The sequence below is a fragment of the Streptomyces sp. NBC_01476 genome (assembly GCF_036227265.1).
Classification (GTDB): Bacteria; Actinomycetota; Actinomycetes; order Streptomycetales; family Streptomycetaceae; genus Actinacidiphila.
In genome coordinates, this window is sequence record NZ_CP109446.1 from 7289315 (window position 1) to 7304135 (window position 14821).

Below are 14821 nucleotides of genomic sequence, written 5' to 3' on the forward strand. Positions count from 1 at the left end.
AGCCGAGCTGCCAGGGCGTCGGCCGGCAGCGGCTGCGGTAATGCGCACGCTGGAAAGCCCAGGATCGCGGGTGCCTGAGCGGCGCCGGCGTGGGCCGCAGGTGTGACGGCGCGGTTGTCCCGTCTCGTGGCAACCGGGGGAGTGCGCCCGCCGGCTCAGCGGGTCGCCGGGGAGAGGCGCGGCTTCGGGGAGACGATGGCCGCCCGCGTCACGGAAGCGCTTCCGGGTGCGTGCCGGAGTTCAGGACCCGCCAGGCGGCCGGCCTCCGGCGGACGCGGGCCGCACTGACGACAGGGACGGTGGCCGTGGCACAGCGCTGGGTACCGGGCGACCGCACCGCTCCGGCCGAAGGACCCGCATCGGAGCGACCCGCCGAGGCGCCGACCGGTCTTGCCGGGCGGACATGGCGCGCCGCCATCGGACGTACCGTCAAGGAGTTCAAGGCTGACAACCTGTCGGACTGGGCGGCCGGCCTGACCTACTACGGAGTGCTGGCGATCTTTCCCGCACTGCTCGCCCTGGTCTCGATCCTGGGACTGCTGGGGAGTTCCAGCATCCAGCCGCTGATCGACAACCTGGCCCCACTCGCGCCCGGCGCCGCCCGCGACGTCATCACCAACGCGCTCAAGCAACTGGAGCGGAATCAGGGCCAGGCCGTCAGCGCGCTGGTCCTCGGAATTCTGCTCGCCCTGTGGTCGGCCTCCGGCTACATCGCGGCTTTCATGCGTGCCTCGAACGCCGTGTACGACATCGGCGAGGGGCGACCGGTCTGGAAGACCCTGCCGGTCCGGCTGGGTGTCACCGTCGCCGTGGTACTGCTGCTGGCCGCCATCGCCGTCGGCGTGGTGTTCACCGGCACGCTCGCCGACCGGACCGGGCAACTGCTCGGCATCGGGCACACCGGCGTGACCGTGTGGAACTACGCCAAATGGCCGGTGCTGGTGATCCTGTTCGCCCTGGTCATCGCGCTTCTCTACTGGGCCGCACCCAACGTCAGACGCGGCTTCAGCTGGGTGACCCCGGGCAGCTTCGTCGCCGTACTCATCTGGATCGTCATCTCCGCGCTCTTCGCCCTCTACGTCGGGCACTTCTCCAGCTACAACCGGACCTACGGCAGCCTCGCCGCGGTGATCATCTTCCTGATGTGGCTGTGGCTCTCCAACACCGCCATCCTGCTGGGCCTGGAGTTCAACGCGGAACTCGAACGGGGCCGCGCCATCGAGACCGGCCACCCGGCGGACGAGGAGCCGTACGCCGAGCCCCGCGACACCCGCAAGCTGTGAACGAGGTCTCAGGTCACAGGGCCCGCCCGGGCGCGCCGTAGGCTCAGCGATTCGGCGTCTCCGGCGGTGCCGGGTCCACTGCGGCAGCGCCGGTGGCCATCGCCACCAGGGCCTGCGCCGCGGCGCCGAGCCGCCGGTTCCGCGACACCGCCAGTGACAGGGGCCAGCGCAGATCCGCGCCGGTCACCGTCAACTGCCGTACGTCGTCGCGCCGGGGGACGATGAACCGCGGCAGCAGCGCGATGCCCAGTCCCTGCCGGACGAAGGCCGCTGCGGTGGCGATGTCGGTGATCTCGATGGCCACTTGCCGGTCCAGCCCGGCCGCGGCGAACGCGCGGTCGGTGACGGTGCGATTGCCGTAGCCCGCCGGGAAATCCACGAACCACTCCCCGGCCAGCTCCGTCAGTGCCACCGACGTCCGTTCGGCGAGCCGGTGCCCGGCCGGCACCACCAGGTCCATCGGGGCGGAGGCCAGTTCCCGCAGGCGCACTCCGGCCGGCGGCTGCCCCGGCAGGGAGACGAACGCGAGGTCGAGCGCGCCTTCCGCCAGTGCGGCGGCCAGCCCGCCCGAACCGGACGGGGCAGCCGTCAGCCGCAGGGCCACCCTCGGGTGCAGGCGGTGGTACCGCCCGAGAAGGGCCGGCAGGTCGATCACCGCGATCGACGTCAGCGTGCCGATCCGCAGCGTGCCCCGCAGGCCGCCGGCCACCTCGCCGACGGCGTCGCGGGCGTCCTCCACGGCGTCGAGCGCGGCCCGGGCCTTGGGCAGGAGCGCGGCCCCGGCGTCGGTCAGCGCCACCCGCCGTGAGCTGCGGTCGAGCAGCGGGACACCGAGTTCCCTTTCGAGCGCCTTCAAGGTCGCGGACACCCCGGACTGCACCACGTGCAGGCGCTCGGCGGCCCGGGTGAAGTTGAGTTCTTCGGCCACGGCCACGAAGTACTCCAGCTGCCTCAGCTCCATGCCCGCAACCGTCTCACATCCATCACGGATGGTGCTTGATCCGAGCACGAACAATTGTTGGACATGATGGATCGGGCGGAGCACCGTGGACGCGACGACCACGGAGGACCGACATGACGACAGAGACGACGACAGACGCGAAGACCGGCACCACGACGGGCACCACGACGGGCACCGCGACCGGCACGGCGCAGCCCAGGTCCGCCGCGGCGCGGAACGCACCCCCCGCCCGCGGCTCCCGCCGGCACACCATCGGCTTCTGGCTCATCGCCGCCACCTTCCTGACCGCGATGGCCTTCTCGACCGTCCCGACCCCGCTCTACCCGCTCTACCAGCACCGTGACGGCTTCTCCACCTTCATGATCACCGTCGTCTTCGCTGTCTACGCGGTCGGCGTCGTCGTGAGCCTGATGCTGGCGGGCCACATCTCCGACGGGGTCGGCCGCAAGCGCGTCCTGCTACCGGCGCTGGCCCTCGAAGCCGTCGCCGCCGTGCTGTTCCTGGTCTGGCCCGCGCTGCCCGGCCTGATCGTGGCGCGGTTCGTGACCGGCCTGGGCGTCGGCATGATCACCGCCACGGCGACGGCCCACCTGCACGAACTGCACTCCGGCAGCCGGCCCGGTGCCGGACACGGCCGCTTCGAGGTGGTCTCGACGGCCGCGAACATCGGCGGTCTCGGGGTCGGCCCCCTGGTGGCCGGCTTCCTCGCCCAGTTCGTCACCGAACCGCTCCGCACCCCGTACGCGGTCTTCGCGATCCTGCTGCTGCTCGGTATCGCCGCCGTTGCCGCCGCACCCGAGACTGTCGCCGAACTGCCCCAGCGTCCCGCCTGGCGGCCGCAGACCGTCTCTGCTCCCTCCGGCGACCGCGCCGGCTACCTCGCCGCCGTCGTCAGCGGGTTCAGCGCCTTCGCGGTCTTCGGTCTCTTCACCTCTCTCGCCCCGGCTTTCGTGGGGGGCACCCTGCACCACCCGAGCCGCCTGCTCGCCGGCGTCACCGTGTTCCTGGTCTTCGGCGCCGCCGCGCTCGCCCAGTCCGCGACCAGCCGGATGACCGCCGGGACGCGCCTGGCCACCGGGCTCCTCGGCGAAGCCGCAGGGGTGGTCGTCCTGGCCATGGGTATGCGGGAGTCCGACCTGGCCGCGTTCCTGATCGGCGGCGCGCTGGCCGGCGCGGGTGCGGGTGTGCTCTTCAAGTCGGCGGTCGGCACGGTCGTCCGCGCCGCGGCCCCGGCGCAGCGCGGCTCCGCCCTGGCCGGGCTGTTCCTGATCTCCTACCTCGGGTTGATCGTCCCGGCCATCGGCCTCGGTATCGCGACCCGGTCCGTCCCGGCCACCACGGCGATGCTCTGGTTCACCGGCGCCCTCCTCGTCGTCATGACCGCGGCCGCGCTCCTCGCCCGCACGGCCCGCCGGACCGCGAGCAAGGCGTGACCCGCGGCGGGCGCCGCGTAGGAGCGGGGCGCCCGCGCTCTTGTGCCGTCACACCCGCGAACCACCTGCCGGCGGGGGGGCTGTTGAGGGTTACCAAGCTGTCGCCCCGCAGTCCCACCGGGTAGTTGGCGCCGGTGATGCAGGACGCCCGGCCGGATCGCGTCCCGCGCCGCCTGGTTGTCAGGCCGGCCTCCGAGGCGACGTGGATGATCACGTCCCCACCGCGGCGGACGAGGTGGGGCCAGGCGAGCTTCGACGCGAATGCCGTCGAACCGGGCTCGCTTTCAGCGGGTTGGCCTGGGTGGGCCTGGTGCGGTGTCGCTGGGTCTAGGGGAGCCGTTCGGCTCCCCTATGGCTCCCCGAGAATCAACGGCCTGACCTGCTTTGTCACCCCTGACGCGAGCACGAACCCGGGAGGTCCGCGTCAGAGCTTGACGAGGACGACGCGGTCGCCGCAGAGCTTCCGCATGTCGTCCTCGTCAGAGGTGAAGATCGTGACCCGGCCGGGCTGCCGTAGGGCCACTGCGGCCAGAGCAGCGTCGATCGCGTATTTATGGCCGTGAAGCCCGGCATCCTGAAGGAGGTCGATTGCGGCATTGGCGATCTGCTCGGTGATCGGTTCGACGCGCAGCCGCGACAGCGCCCGTCGCCACACAGGCCGGTGCAGCTTGGCATGGTAGGCCTCGACGAGTGTCATCGACGTGGTCACCACCGGGATGTCCGAACGGTCGGCGTCCTTGAGGCGCAGGCCCATGCGGCGGTCGCCGCGTACCCACTGGGACAGGCCCTCACTGTCGAGCAAATAGACCTGCCCGTCGCTCACGCGGCAGCTCCAGGTGGGTTGGCCGACTTGCGCGCCCGTTCCTCACGCTCCGCGTGCGCCCGCTCGATCTCCCTGCGTTCGGCCTCCGCCTCGGCCAACTCCTCCGCCGTGACCGGCCCGTATTCGGACTCCCACCAGTCCACGGCTCCGTGCAACCGCTCCCGCTCGCGCTGGCGCTCCACGGCCTTGGTGACGTAGCGGCTGAAGCCGCCGGGACCGACCTCGGAGCGGATCTCCTCGGCCAGTTCCTCTGGCAAGGTCACGGTGTATTTCTTGGTTGCCATACCGCCGACCATACCGTCTGTGCAACACATTCGCCATCATGGGCGAACGGGCCGTCGGGCGCAGAAGCCCACCGGCCCCGGACGCCGGCGTGCTGCCCGGGACGCGACGCCCGGGCAGGTCAGTCCAGCCAGACCATCATCGCGTCGCCGTCACGAGCTGCGGCCTCGAAGAACAGCACCAGAGCGTCATAGTGGTGGACGACCCACTTCAGCCACTCTCCGACCTCGTCCTCCGCGATGCCCCGTTGCACGAGCCGGGCGAGCCACGTGCCGTCATCCAGGCCGTGCGCGGACCCGGTCGCCTCGGTGGCGATCTCGCCTGTTCGCGGCGGCGTGAGGGCCTTGTCCCTCCCGTGGACGGCGGGCCGGTGCGAAGAGCGGCCCAGGGATGCCGGGACGCCGGGGATGGCGTCCCGGCATCCCGGGGAGGTCGTGGCCGGCCGGGGTGGGGCAGGGGGACTCCCGCCCGGCCGGGGCGGGGTGTCAGTCGGCGGCGTTGAGGAGGTCGAGCACGCTCTGCTGGCAGCCGTAGTCGCTGCTCCCGGCGCCGCCGGCCCAGTGCGGGCCGTACTGGTCGAGGGCGTTGCGGTCGTGGGCGTAGGCGGAGTTCGCCCAGGTGGTCAGGGTCGCGGCGTAAGGGTGGTCGGAGAGCTGGGTGTTGAGCCTGCCGAGCCCCCGGACGTAGGCGCCCTTGAAGCTGGGGCCGTCGCCGGTGCAACTGTCGCCCTCGCCGGGCTCGCGCAGCACACCGCCGGAGGAGAGCGCCACCGTGGAGGCACCCGCGAGGGTGCGGGCGGTGGTCAGCAGGCCCGCGTCGCCGGTCGCCCGGTAGAGCTCGGTGAGCCCGCCGAGCACCACGCCCTGGTTGTACGTCCAGGTCTGCTGGCCGTTGTTGGCGCACCCACTGGTCAGGCCGTCGTTGATCAGGTTGCCGCCGTTGATCATGCCGCTGCCGCGGAACCAGTTCCACTCGCTCTGCGCGCGGCCCAGATAGACGGTGTCCCCGCCGATCCGGTTGTGCAGCGCCGCGTTGAGCTGGAGGAACAGCTCGTTGGTGATGGCGTTCTTGTAGCCGCGGCTCTGGTTCCACCACACCCCGCCACCGCACGTGCCGTCCCAGTACGCCTGCATGTGGTCGGCGTCGGCGCGGGCGGTGTTGAGGTAGCGGCTGTCGCCGGTCAGGTCATAGGCGTCGACCCAGGCCAGCCCCCACCAACCGGTGTCGTCCAGATAGTCGTTGGTGAAGTTGCCGCCCTGGGCACCGAGGTTCGCGTCGTACGTCTGGCTGACCGCGTAGGTGTAACTGGGCATGCCGGTGTCGCGGATGTTGTCGATGATCGCGGTGAGCGCGTTCGCGCCGGTCCACCAGCCCTTGCCGCCGAAGAGCTTGGTGGAGCGGTCGAAGGACATCATCAGCGCGGTGGCCGCGGCACGCCGCCGGTCGGCGGCGTTCCAGGTGGTCCGCGCCCACGCGGTGCAGGTGATGTCGGGCCGGTCGCCGGCCTTGCCGCAGGCGCGCAACGCCCCGACGCCGAGGGCGTTCCAGTCGTCGACGTTGTACATCAGCGTCCGCCAGCCGGTGGAACCCGCGGGGATCGTGGTGTCGCCGAGTTTGCTGCCTGACGACCAGGTCCGGCCGCCGTCGAAGGACCGGTCGAGCCAGACCTCGTCACCGGCGCTGCCGCCGGTCACCGAGGCCCACCCCATCGCGTCGGCGTCGTCGAAGTGCAGGGTGAACGTGCGGGAGAACAAGGTGCTGCTGACCGGCGTGCGGTCACCGGGACTGAGCGCGGGGTCGCGGGTGTCGCAGTACGCGTTGCAGATCGAGGCGGCTGCGGCGCCGGGGGCCACAGCGGCCTGCGCGGTCGCCGCGGTCGCCGTCGCCGCGGTCAGGGCGACGACGGCGGCCAGGAAGGTCCTGAACACTTTCACAGGGTGACTCCTCGGAGAGGGGGGTGTGGCGGAGCTCAGCCCAGGCGGAAGACCTGGGCGGCGGTGCCGTTGCAGTCGTAGAGCTGGAGCGCGTCCCCGGGCTGCTGGTGGTTGCCGCTGTCGTCCAGGCAGCGGCCGGACTGCGGATTGAGCAGCGTCCCGTCGCTGCGGCCGGTCCACAGCTGTGCCCCGGTGCCGTTGCAGTCCCACAGCTGGACGGGCGTCCCGTTGCCGGTGCCGCCGCCCGCGGTGTCCAGGCACTTGCCGAAGGTGCGCAGCGAACGGTCGCCGGGAGCCGACCAGCGCTGCGCGTCCGTGCCGTTGCACGACCACAACTGGACCGCGGTCGCCGACGCGGGCGAGCCGTCGACGACGTCGGCGCAGAGCCCGCCCGGGCCGGTGAGCGGGCCGGGCGGCAGCTTCCAGCTCTGGGCGGCACTGCCGTTGCAGTCGTAGAGCTGGAGTTGGACCACGCCGGGCGTCACGGTGCCGTCGGGCACGTCCAGGCAGCGGCCCGAGGCCGTGTTGAGCAGACTGCCGTCGGTGCGGTGGGTCCACTGCTGCGCGGCGGAACCCGCGCAGGCGGCCAGGGCGACCGGCGTCCCGTTGCCGGTGCCGCCCGAGGCGGTCACGCACTTCCCCAGCGTGCGCAGGGAGTTGCCGTCCTGGAGGGTGAACTGCTGGGCCGCGGTGTGATCGCAGTCCCACAACTGCATCGGCGTCCCGTCCGCGGTCGCGCCGCCGCGCACGTCGAGGCAGTGCCCGCCGGCGCCGATGACCTCACCGGAGGACGGGTTGGCGGTCGCGCTGCCGGTGAGGGCGATGGTGTGGGCAGCCGCCACCGGCAGAGCCGCGGTGGTGACGGTGACCGTACGGCGGTTGGCGTTCCACGACCAGTCGGTCTCGGGCACCTGCACGCCGTCGACCACGACGGCCGTCGGCGCCGCGGAGTTCGACAGGCGCAGGGTGTACGAGCGCGAGGCCGGCGCGCCGGGCCAACTACCGCTCTGCGCACCGATGGTGAGCGTACGGGCGGCCTCGTTCCAGGACAGCGGCGAGGTCGCGGACTGCCCGGAGGCGTAAGCAGCTCCCTCCCCGGCGTCGGAGTACAGCGAGAACGAACCGTTCGCCCCCGCGGCCACGTTGACGGTGAGCGCGGTCAGCGGCTTGCTCGTGTTGTCGGTGTAGTCGGTGCGCGTGGTGAGGATGCCGCCGCCCCTGATGAGCACCGGGAACTGCCCGAGCGGGTCGGTGATCGTCACCGTCGCCGGGCCGGTGTAGGTGCGGCCGGTGAAGTAGTCGGTCCAGCTGCCGGGCGGCACCCACACCGACGCCGAGCCGTTGCCCGCCGCGTCGTCGGGAGTGGTGATCGGCGCCACGAGCACGTCGTCGCCGTACAGGTACTGGCCCGGCGCCTGGTAGGCCGCCTCCTGGGCGGGATAGTCGAGATACATCGGGCGGACGATCGGCACACCGGTGGTGTTCGCCTGCCGGGCCAGGGTGTACGTGTACGGGACGAGGGACTCGCGCAGCCGCAGCGCCTGCTCGGCCGCGGTCGTGGCGGCGCCGGTGTAGTTCCACGGCAGCCGGTCGCCGTGGTCGGAGTGCAGCCGGTCGACGGGCTGGAAGGCGCCGAACTGGAGCCAGCGCACGTACAGGTCGTCCGCCAGGTGGCCGCCGTGGAAGCTGCCGATGTCATGGCTGACATTGGACAGGCCGGCCGCGGCCTCGTCGGCGGTGAAGCGCACCTCGAAGCGGAGCATGTCCCAGGTGGCGGGGGTGTCGCCGGTGAACTGCAGGGTGGTGCGCCGCTCCGACCACGGGCCGAGGGCGTAGTTGCTGTCGTCGCCGCCCTGTTCCGAGCCGCCGATCCGGGCGAAGGAGAAGCCGCGCAGGCCCCTGGCCGCCGCCTCGTCCGCGTACGCCTGGTTGATCAGGTTGTCCGGCGCCACATGCGGGTCGCTCGCGGTCGAACCGCCGCACCCGCCGCAGTAGTCGAGCCACCATTCGCGGACACCCTGCTGCTCGAAGGGCTGGTGCAGGCCGAGATAGGCGGCGAGCTGGGACGGCTTGGACCAGTCGAAGCGGTAGGTGTTCCCGCTGTCCACGGTGAGCCCCCCGGCCTGGCTGTTGGCGGCCGGGAATTTCGGGTCGTCGCCGTTGATGCTCGGGTGGATGTTCATCGAGACCGAAAGCCCCTGCTGCTTCGTCCAGTTGAGGAACGCCTGCGGGTCGGGGAAGAGCGCGGAGTTCCAGTTCCAGCCGTTCCACTGGGTGGGCGACTTCCAGTCGGTGTCCACCACCAGCCAGTCGATCGGGGTGTCGCTGCTGCGGAAGGCCGGCAGCAGCGAGTTCTCGTAGTCGGCGGTGGAGTAGGCGTAATAGCGCGAGTACCAGACGCCGTAGGCGGACTGCGGCAGCAGATCGGTGCCGCCGGCAAGGGAGTTGAGGTCGGTGAGGCCCTGTTTGTAGTCCTGGCCGTAGCCGAGGAGATAGCCGTCCTGGTACGGCTGACGGGCGTGCGACGGACGATCGGTGACGGTGTGTCCTGCGCTCAGCAGCGGGGTGCGGGTGTCGTCGAGCAGATACCAGCCGTGCCGGTTCAGGATGCCGGGGTGCTCGGGTACGGGCACGGTTCTCGGGTTGTCCAGGCTGCGCGACCACCCGCCGAGGGTGTCGGTGGGTCCGGCGCCGTAGCCGGTGGTGGTGAGGTCGGTGCGGGCGGCCGGATAGGCGGTGGTGGCCACCGGGGTCACGGCGATGCTGTCGATGTTGACACGGCCGGTGTCGTCGGCGTTCTGCACCAGGTCGAGCGTGTCGGTGCCCGCGGCGAGCTGGACGGTCGCGGAGGCGGTGCTCCAGGTGTCCCAGGAGGAGGTGCCGGGCAGCGTCAGCTTGGGGCCGGCCGCGCCGTTGACCCGGGTGGAGAGCGTCCCGGTGCTGCCCACCGCGTTGGAGTAGCGGACCTGGAGACGGTAGGCGCCGCTGGACGGCACCTGGGAGACGTCCTGGGTGATGCCGCTTCCCGTGGCCTCGTAACCGGCGACGAAACCGGAGCCGGTGTAGCCGCTGTGGTCGTAATTGACCGCGGCGCGGCCGGTGAACAGGGCGTTCTCGCCCTCGCAGGCGGTGCCGAGCGCGCAGTAGGAGGGGAACGCGGGCTTGCCCTGCACACCGGTCGAGGTGAGGGTGACCGTCGTGTTGTCCGAGGTGAAGGGCCCGCTGCCCTCCTTCCAGCGCAGGGTGAGCGCACTGGTCTTGATCTCCCGGTAGCCGTCGGACGTCACGTCCGTGGTGTACGGCGGCGGTGTGAAGGAGCGGTTGACGGCGGTGAAGGTGGCGCCGTCCTGGAAGGCGCCGTCCCCGGCGTACTCCAGCCGGACCAGCGTCGGGGTGAGCACCTCGAAGCGGGCGCTGCCGTCGGTGACGGCGGTGGGTGTGGCGGCGGGTGCGGTTGTGGGTGCGGACGCGGAGGTGGGTGCGGCGGCGGCGCCGGCCGCGCCGGTGACGAGGAAGGCGGACAGCAGGGCGAGGCAGCCGCCGGCGGCGAGCAGGGGCCGGCGGCGCCGGGGGCGCGGTGCGCGGGCGAAGTGGGGGAGCATGGGACCTCCTGGCGAGCTGACAACGTTGTCTGCGCAGTGAGGGGGGCGGGGGGAGGTGGCCGCGGGGGCGGGCGCGGGTGGGGTGCGCGGTGGAGCGGGGCGGGGCGGCCCGCCCGGGGACGGGGAGGGGCCGGTCGTGCGGTCGGCCTGACGGCCCCGCGTTCAGCCGAAGGGGCCGAGGACCGGGAGGTCCTGGCCGGTCCGCTGCGGAGCGGGACGCCGCTCGGGGCGGAGCCGGGGGCGGCGGCCGAGGGGTGGCTGGGCGGTGTGGTGAGGCCGGTCGGTGTGGCGAGGCCGGTCGGGCCGGCCGGCACGGGGCGCCGGGGTCTGCCCGGCGGGCTCGGCGGGGCGCCCGCGGGCGCCGAGGGGCAGGGCGGGAGGCGTGGCGTGGCGGTGGCGCGCTCGCGGGAATCTGCGCATCGGCTGCGGGGTCCCTTCTTCGGTACGTGGGGGGCGAAAGGGAGGCAGGGTCCGGCCGACAGGGGGGGTGAGAGCGCTCTCCGTCGGCAGATGGAGTGTCGAGGTTGGACGCGTTCACGTCAAGTGAGCGGGCGGAACCGGGTGCGCCGCCGGACACATCGGCCGAACGGCGCGCCGACGCGGTCATCGCTTGGTGCCAGGTGCCAGGTGCCAGGTGCCAGGCGCCAGGCGCGCGGGGCACGTCGTGGACGATCGCGCCCAACGTCCCTTGCCCACCGCCGTGTTCGCCGCCCAGCAAGCGGACCGCGCTTCGTGCGGCCCCCGCCGAGAAGGGACCGGACGGGTGGCCCGTGGCGTGCGGCGGGGGCAGGCCGACGGGTGGGTTCGCCCGACTCCCGGTGTGGGTTCCGGCCGGCGAGCCCGAAGTTGGCGGCCTTTGGCCGGGCGGGGCCCCGGGCGGGGCAGATCAGCGGGTCGGTCGTGCGACCCGACCACGGGAGGGACCGGCGGCGGGATCAGGTCGGTGGGTCCGAGGTCGGTGGGTCCGGGGTCGGCGGGGCGATCCGTTCCGACCGCCCGGGCCCGGCCTTCTCCACCGCACTCGCCGACGGCACCGGCTACGCCGAACTCAGCTGCGGCAGCCACGACTTCGGGCGGGGCGCCACGCACACCGTCACCTTCACGGTGCTGTCGCCCGCGACGGGGACCGGCCCGGCGGCGTACGCGGACATCGAGCTGGACTACCTGGCGCTGCGCGCCTGACCTGCCGCCCGGAGCAGCGCGCCGGCCCGCGGCCCCGCCTTCCGGGGAGGGCCACCGCGCCGGTTCGCCGAGGCGGGAAAGTGCGCACCGTCGGTCAGTTGACGATCGCCTGGTGACGGCGCAGGGCGGGGACATGGCCGGCTTCCCCCTCCATCGAGGGCCTTCGCATGGGTGGCCTCGTGGTGATTCACCCCTTCCGTCCCGCTGCTTGCGCAGGAGCCACCTGAGCCCCACACTGCACGCGTCCACCCACGGAGGGGAGAGAGGCGTGCTGTCGCGCGGCGCGAGAACGCAGTGCCGAAGGGCACCCCGGGTCTTTCCGGGGCCGCTCGCGCCGGAAGTTGGAGATGTCATGAGCCTGACATTTCTGACGCCTCGTGCCCTTCGTCGTGCTCCCTTGCTGCGGCGGCCGGGCCGTCCGCGTCCCCCGGGCGTGGCGTCCGGCCGCCGGGGCCGGCAATTCGCGCTCAACTCATGAAGGAGAGTCATATGCAACTGCGCGCACGGCTTCTCGGTCCGGGTGTCGCGGCACTGGCGGCGATCCCGCTCACGGTGCTCGGCCCGGCGGGAGCCTCGCACGCCGCGGCGCCCGCCCAGGCGACCGCACACTCCTGCTCCACCCCCAAAGCCGGCTTCGCCTCCTGCAAGGCGATTCTCCGGACGGACGTCGTGTCCCCCGCGGCCAAACCGGTCACGCCGGACGCCACCCCGTCCGGCTACGGTCCCTCCAGCCTCCAGGCGGCGTACAACCTGCCCTCCGCCACGGCCGGCGCGGGCCGTACCGTCGCGATCGTCGACGCGTACGACGACCCGACGGCGGAAGCCGATCTGGCCGTCTACCGCAGCCAGTTCGGGCTCCCGGCCTGCACCACCGCCAATGGGTGCTTCAAGAAGACCGACCAGAACGGCGGTACCAACTACCCCCGTAAAGACGGCGGCTGGGCCCAGGAGATATCACTCGACCTCGACATGGTCTCCGCGGTCTGTCCCAACTGCCACATCCTGCTGGTCGAGGCCACCTCGTCCTCCTTCGCCAACCTCGGGACCGCGGTGAACCGCGCCGCGGCGACCGCCGGAGTGGTGGCGATCAGCAACAGTTACGGCGGTTCCGACGCCTCGGACACCAACTACGGCTCGTACTACAACCACCCGGGCATCGCCGTCACCGCCAGTTCAGGTGACAACGGGTACGGCGCGAGCTACCCCGCCTCCTCGCACTACGTCACCGCGGTCGGCGGCACCACGCTGAACACCGCCTCCACCGCACGGGGTTGGGCGGAGACAGCGTGGAGCGGCGCGGGCAGCGGCTGCTCCTCCTACAACACCGCGCTGGCCGGGGCATCCTCCTTCGGCACCGGATGCGCCAAGCGGGCGGAGGCGGATGTCTCCGCGGTCGCCAACCCCGCGACCGGCGTGGCCGTGTACGACAGCACCGCGTACCAGGGTTACGTCGGCTGGATGGTGTTCGGCGGCACCAGCGTGTCCTCCCCGGTCATCGCCTCGGTCTACGCACTGGCCGGCAACACCGGCTCGATCGACAACAACTACCCGTACGCCCACGCCGGTTCGCTGTGGGACGTGACCTCGGGCAGCAATGGCAGCTGCCCCACCACCCAGTGGTGCACCGCACGGACCGGATGGGACGGACCCACCGGCCTCGGCACACCGAACGGGACGGGCGCCTTCTGAGCCGCGTGCCGGTGAGGCTGCTCCGCGGTAACTGACGCAACGGGGGCGGGGCCGGAGGGGGGATGTCCCCTCCGGCCCCGGTGTCCGTGGCGGACGTTCAGCGGTGCCGGGGGCCGGGTGTGACCGGCCCGGCGGGCCGGACCGGCCTGGCCGGGGGAGTGCGCGGGGAGCGTCGGGTCGCGGTGGACGGGGTGGAGGGGGTGGAGGGGCCTGCCGGGCCGGCCGGGCGAGTGGGCGGTGCCGGGGCGTTCGGGGACTTCGTGCGGCCGGCCGCCGCGCTGAACAGCCGGGCGCAGTAGGCGCCGGCCTTCTCCCTGCCGCCCGCGATCTGTCCCAGCTGTTCCAGACGGTCCTGGCCGGCGCCGTCCGGCGCGTGTCCGTTGCCCGCCGCCTTGAGGTACGCCTCGCACAGCCCTCTCGGATCCGTCGCGCGCGGGACCGTGGACGGGGTGGCCGGGTGCGCCGGAGGCAGGCCGGTGGGCGGGGCGGGCCTGCCGGTGGCCGGTCCCGTCACCGGACCGCCAGGCGGTGTCCGCGCCGGCCCCGACGTGCCCGCCGGGGTGGAGGACGACGGCGCGGGCGCCGGACCGCTGCCGCCCGGGAAAAGGTGGGGGAGCGTCCCGCCCTGCGCCGCGACGGCCACGCCGGTGAGCAGGACGGTCGCGGCGGCGCCGCAGAGGGCTGCCTTGGCCGCCCGGGATCTCCGGGTCCACCAGCGGATTTCCCGCCCGGTCCGCCCGGTCCGCCCGGTCCGCCCGGTCCGCCCGGTCCGCCCGTCCCGCGCGGCCTGGAAGGCATGGAAGGCTTCGACCAGGGACGACCGCGGTGGCAGGTCGTCCGGCCCGGGTCGGGCCGCCCCCAGCACCCGGGCGAGGTCGGCGGCCCGGTCATCGGCTCCGGAGATGTCCTGCCCGTCGAGCAGGCGCTCGGCGAGGTCCGCGTCGAGCCAGTCGTCGTGTGCGTCGCTGTGGTTCATCCGTCACTTCTCCCCGGCGCCGCTGAGGCGCTCCGACAGGCGTTTCAGTCCGCGGTGAGCGGCGGTCCGCACCGCGCCGGGCCGTTTGCCCAGCACTTTCGCCGCGGTGGGCGCGTTGAGCCCGAGCACCACGCGCAGCAGCACGGCTTCGGCCTGGTCCCGTGGCAACGAGGCGATCAGGGCCACCGCCCGCTCGGTGGACAGGTTCTCCAGCGCCAGGCTCTCCGAGTCCCGTACGAGGACCTGTCTGGTGGTGTCCTCGTGAAGTTCGGTCGTCTGCGGCCTGACCTTGGTCCGGCGCAGATGGTCCAGCGCGCGGTGACGGGCGATCGTCGCGGCCCAGCCGCGGAAGGACATGCCGTCACCGCGGAACGCGCGCAGGTCCCGGACGATGTCGTGCCAGGTCTCCGAGGCGATGTCGTCCGCGTCGTCGCCGACAAGGCCCCGCAGGTAGCCGGCGAGCATGGGCTGGACTGCCCGGAAGACCACCGCGAAAGCGGCCTCGTCCCCCTGGCGGGCCCGTGCGACAGCCTCGCCCAGATCCCCGTCGTCGATGCGCTCGCTCCGGCGAACCGCCTTGCCCACTACGTCCTCTTCGTGCTCGCCGAACCTTACGGGCGCCGCGTGGTCCCGCCGGATCGCAGGGCCCGAGATGC

Annotated in this window: 12 protein-coding genes; 4 read left to right on the plus strand and 8 right to left on the minus strand. The window is 72.6% G+C overall.

The window, feature by feature from the left end; genetic code table 11:
- Nucleotides 1–305 precede the first annotated feature (305 nt).
- Complete coding sequence (locus OG552_RS31730) at nt 306–1283, plus strand: YihY/virulence factor BrkB family protein (RefSeq protein WP_329138809.1); 978 nt, start codon at nt 306–308, stop codon at nt 1281–1283.
- A gap of 43 nt (nt 1284–1326) precedes the next feature.
- Here OG552_RS31730 and OG552_RS31735 read toward each other — a convergent pair whose 3' ends face one another.
- A complete protein-coding gene (locus tag OG552_RS31735; RefSeq protein WP_329138811.1) occupies nt 1327–2244 on the minus strand; it encodes a LysR family transcriptional regulator in 918 nt (305 codons plus the stop codon).
- Nucleotides 2245–2357: 113 nt separating this feature from the next.
- On the opposite strand from OG552_RS31735, the gene OG552_RS31740 reads away from it, so the two are divergent.
- Nucleotides 2358–3677: an MFS transporter gene (locus tag OG552_RS31740; protein WP_329138812.1), complete on the plus strand. Its 1320-nt coding sequence runs from the start codon at nt 2358–2360 to the stop codon at nt 3675–3677.
- 424 nt (nt 3678–4101) lie between these two features.
- Here OG552_RS31740 and OG552_RS31745 read toward each other — a convergent pair whose 3' ends face one another.
- From OG552_RS31745 to OG552_RS31765, 5 genes are all read right to left on the minus strand, one after another.
- Nucleotides 4102–4500: a PIN domain-containing protein gene (locus OG552_RS31745; RefSeq protein ID WP_329138814.1), complete on the minus strand. Its 399-nt coding sequence runs from the start codon at nt 4498–4500 to the stop codon at nt 4102–4104.
- Nucleotides 4497–4784, minus strand: a complete 288-nt coding sequence (locus tag OG552_RS31750; protein ID WP_329138816.1) for a hypothetical protein — start codon at nt 4782–4784, stop codon at nt 4497–4499. The genes OG552_RS31745 and OG552_RS31750 overlap by 4 nt, the downstream gene beginning before the upstream one ends.
- 119 nt (nt 4785–4903) lie before the next feature.
- Nucleotides 4904–5035: a hypothetical protein gene (locus tag OG552_RS31755; RefSeq protein ID WP_329138818.1), complete on the minus strand. Its 132-nt coding sequence runs from the start codon at nt 5033–5035 to the stop codon at nt 4904–4906.
- Nucleotides 5036–5267: 232 nt separating this feature from the next.
- A complete protein-coding gene (locus OG552_RS31760) occupies nt 5268–6716 on the minus strand; it encodes a glycoside hydrolase family 76 protein (RefSeq protein ID WP_443071092.1) in 1449 nt (482 codons plus the stop codon).
- A gap of 35 nt (nt 6717–6751) precedes the next feature.
- On the minus strand, nt 6752–10318 hold the full coding sequence (locus OG552_RS31765; RefSeq protein WP_329138820.1) for a ricin-type beta-trefoil lectin domain protein: 3567 nt from the start codon (nt 10316–10318) through the stop codon (nt 6752–6754).
- A gap of 900 nt (nt 10319–11218) precedes the next feature.
- Here OG552_RS31765 and OG552_RS31770 point away from each other — a divergent pair.
- Together OG552_RS31770 and OG552_RS31775 are read left to right on the plus strand one after the other, a co-directional pair.
- Nucleotides 11219–11500 (plus strand): hypothetical protein, encoded by a 282-nt coding sequence (locus OG552_RS31770; RefSeq protein ID WP_329138822.1) that lies wholly within the window; start codon nt 11219–11221, stop codon nt 11498–11500.
- A gap of 489 nt (nt 11501–11989) precedes the next feature.
- The gene (locus OG552_RS31775) at nt 11990–13189 is read left to right on the plus strand and encodes a S53 family peptidase (RefSeq protein WP_329138825.1); all 1200 of its coding nucleotides are present in this window, start codon (nt 11990–11992) and stop codon (nt 13187–13189) included.
- Nucleotides 13190–13286: 97 nt separating this feature from the next.
- On the opposite strand, the gene OG552_RS31780 is transcribed toward OG552_RS31775, so the two are convergent.
- Nucleotides 13287–14165 (minus strand): hypothetical protein, encoded by an 879-nt coding sequence (locus OG552_RS31780; RefSeq protein WP_329138827.1) that lies wholly within the window; start codon nt 14163–14165, stop codon nt 13287–13289.
- A gap of 3 nt (nt 14166–14168) precedes the next feature.
- Complete coding sequence (locus OG552_RS31785) at nt 14169–14750, minus strand: RNA polymerase sigma factor (RefSeq protein WP_329138829.1); 582 nt, start codon at nt 14748–14750, stop codon at nt 14169–14171.
- Nucleotides 14751–14821: the final 71 nt, after the last annotated feature.

Excerpts from the sequence above, each read along its gene's own strand:
- OG552_RS31735 (WP_329138811.1), bottom strand. The coding sequence starts at position 2,244 with ATGGAGCTGAGGCAGCTGGAGTACTTCGTGGCCGTGGCCGAAGAACTC.
- OG552_RS31740 (WP_329138812.1), top strand. The coding sequence starts at position 2,358 with ATGACGACAGAGACGACGACAGACGCGAAGACCGGCACCACGACGGGC.
- OG552_RS31750 (WP_329138816.1), bottom strand. The coding sequence starts at position 4,784 with ATGGCAACCAAGAAATACACCGTGACCTTGCCAGAGGAACTGGCCGAG.
- OG552_RS31765 (WP_329138820.1), bottom strand. The coding sequence starts at position 10,318 with ATGCTCCCCCACTTCGCCCGCGCACCGCGCCCCCGGCGCCGCCGGCCC.
- OG552_RS31775 (WP_329138825.1), top strand. The coding sequence starts at position 11,990 with ATGCAACTGCGCGCACGGCTTCTCGGTCCGGGTGTCGCGGCACTGGCG.
- OG552_RS31780 (WP_329138827.1), bottom strand. The coding sequence starts at position 14,165 with ATGAACCACAGCGACGCACACGACGACTGGCTCGACGCGGACCTCGCC.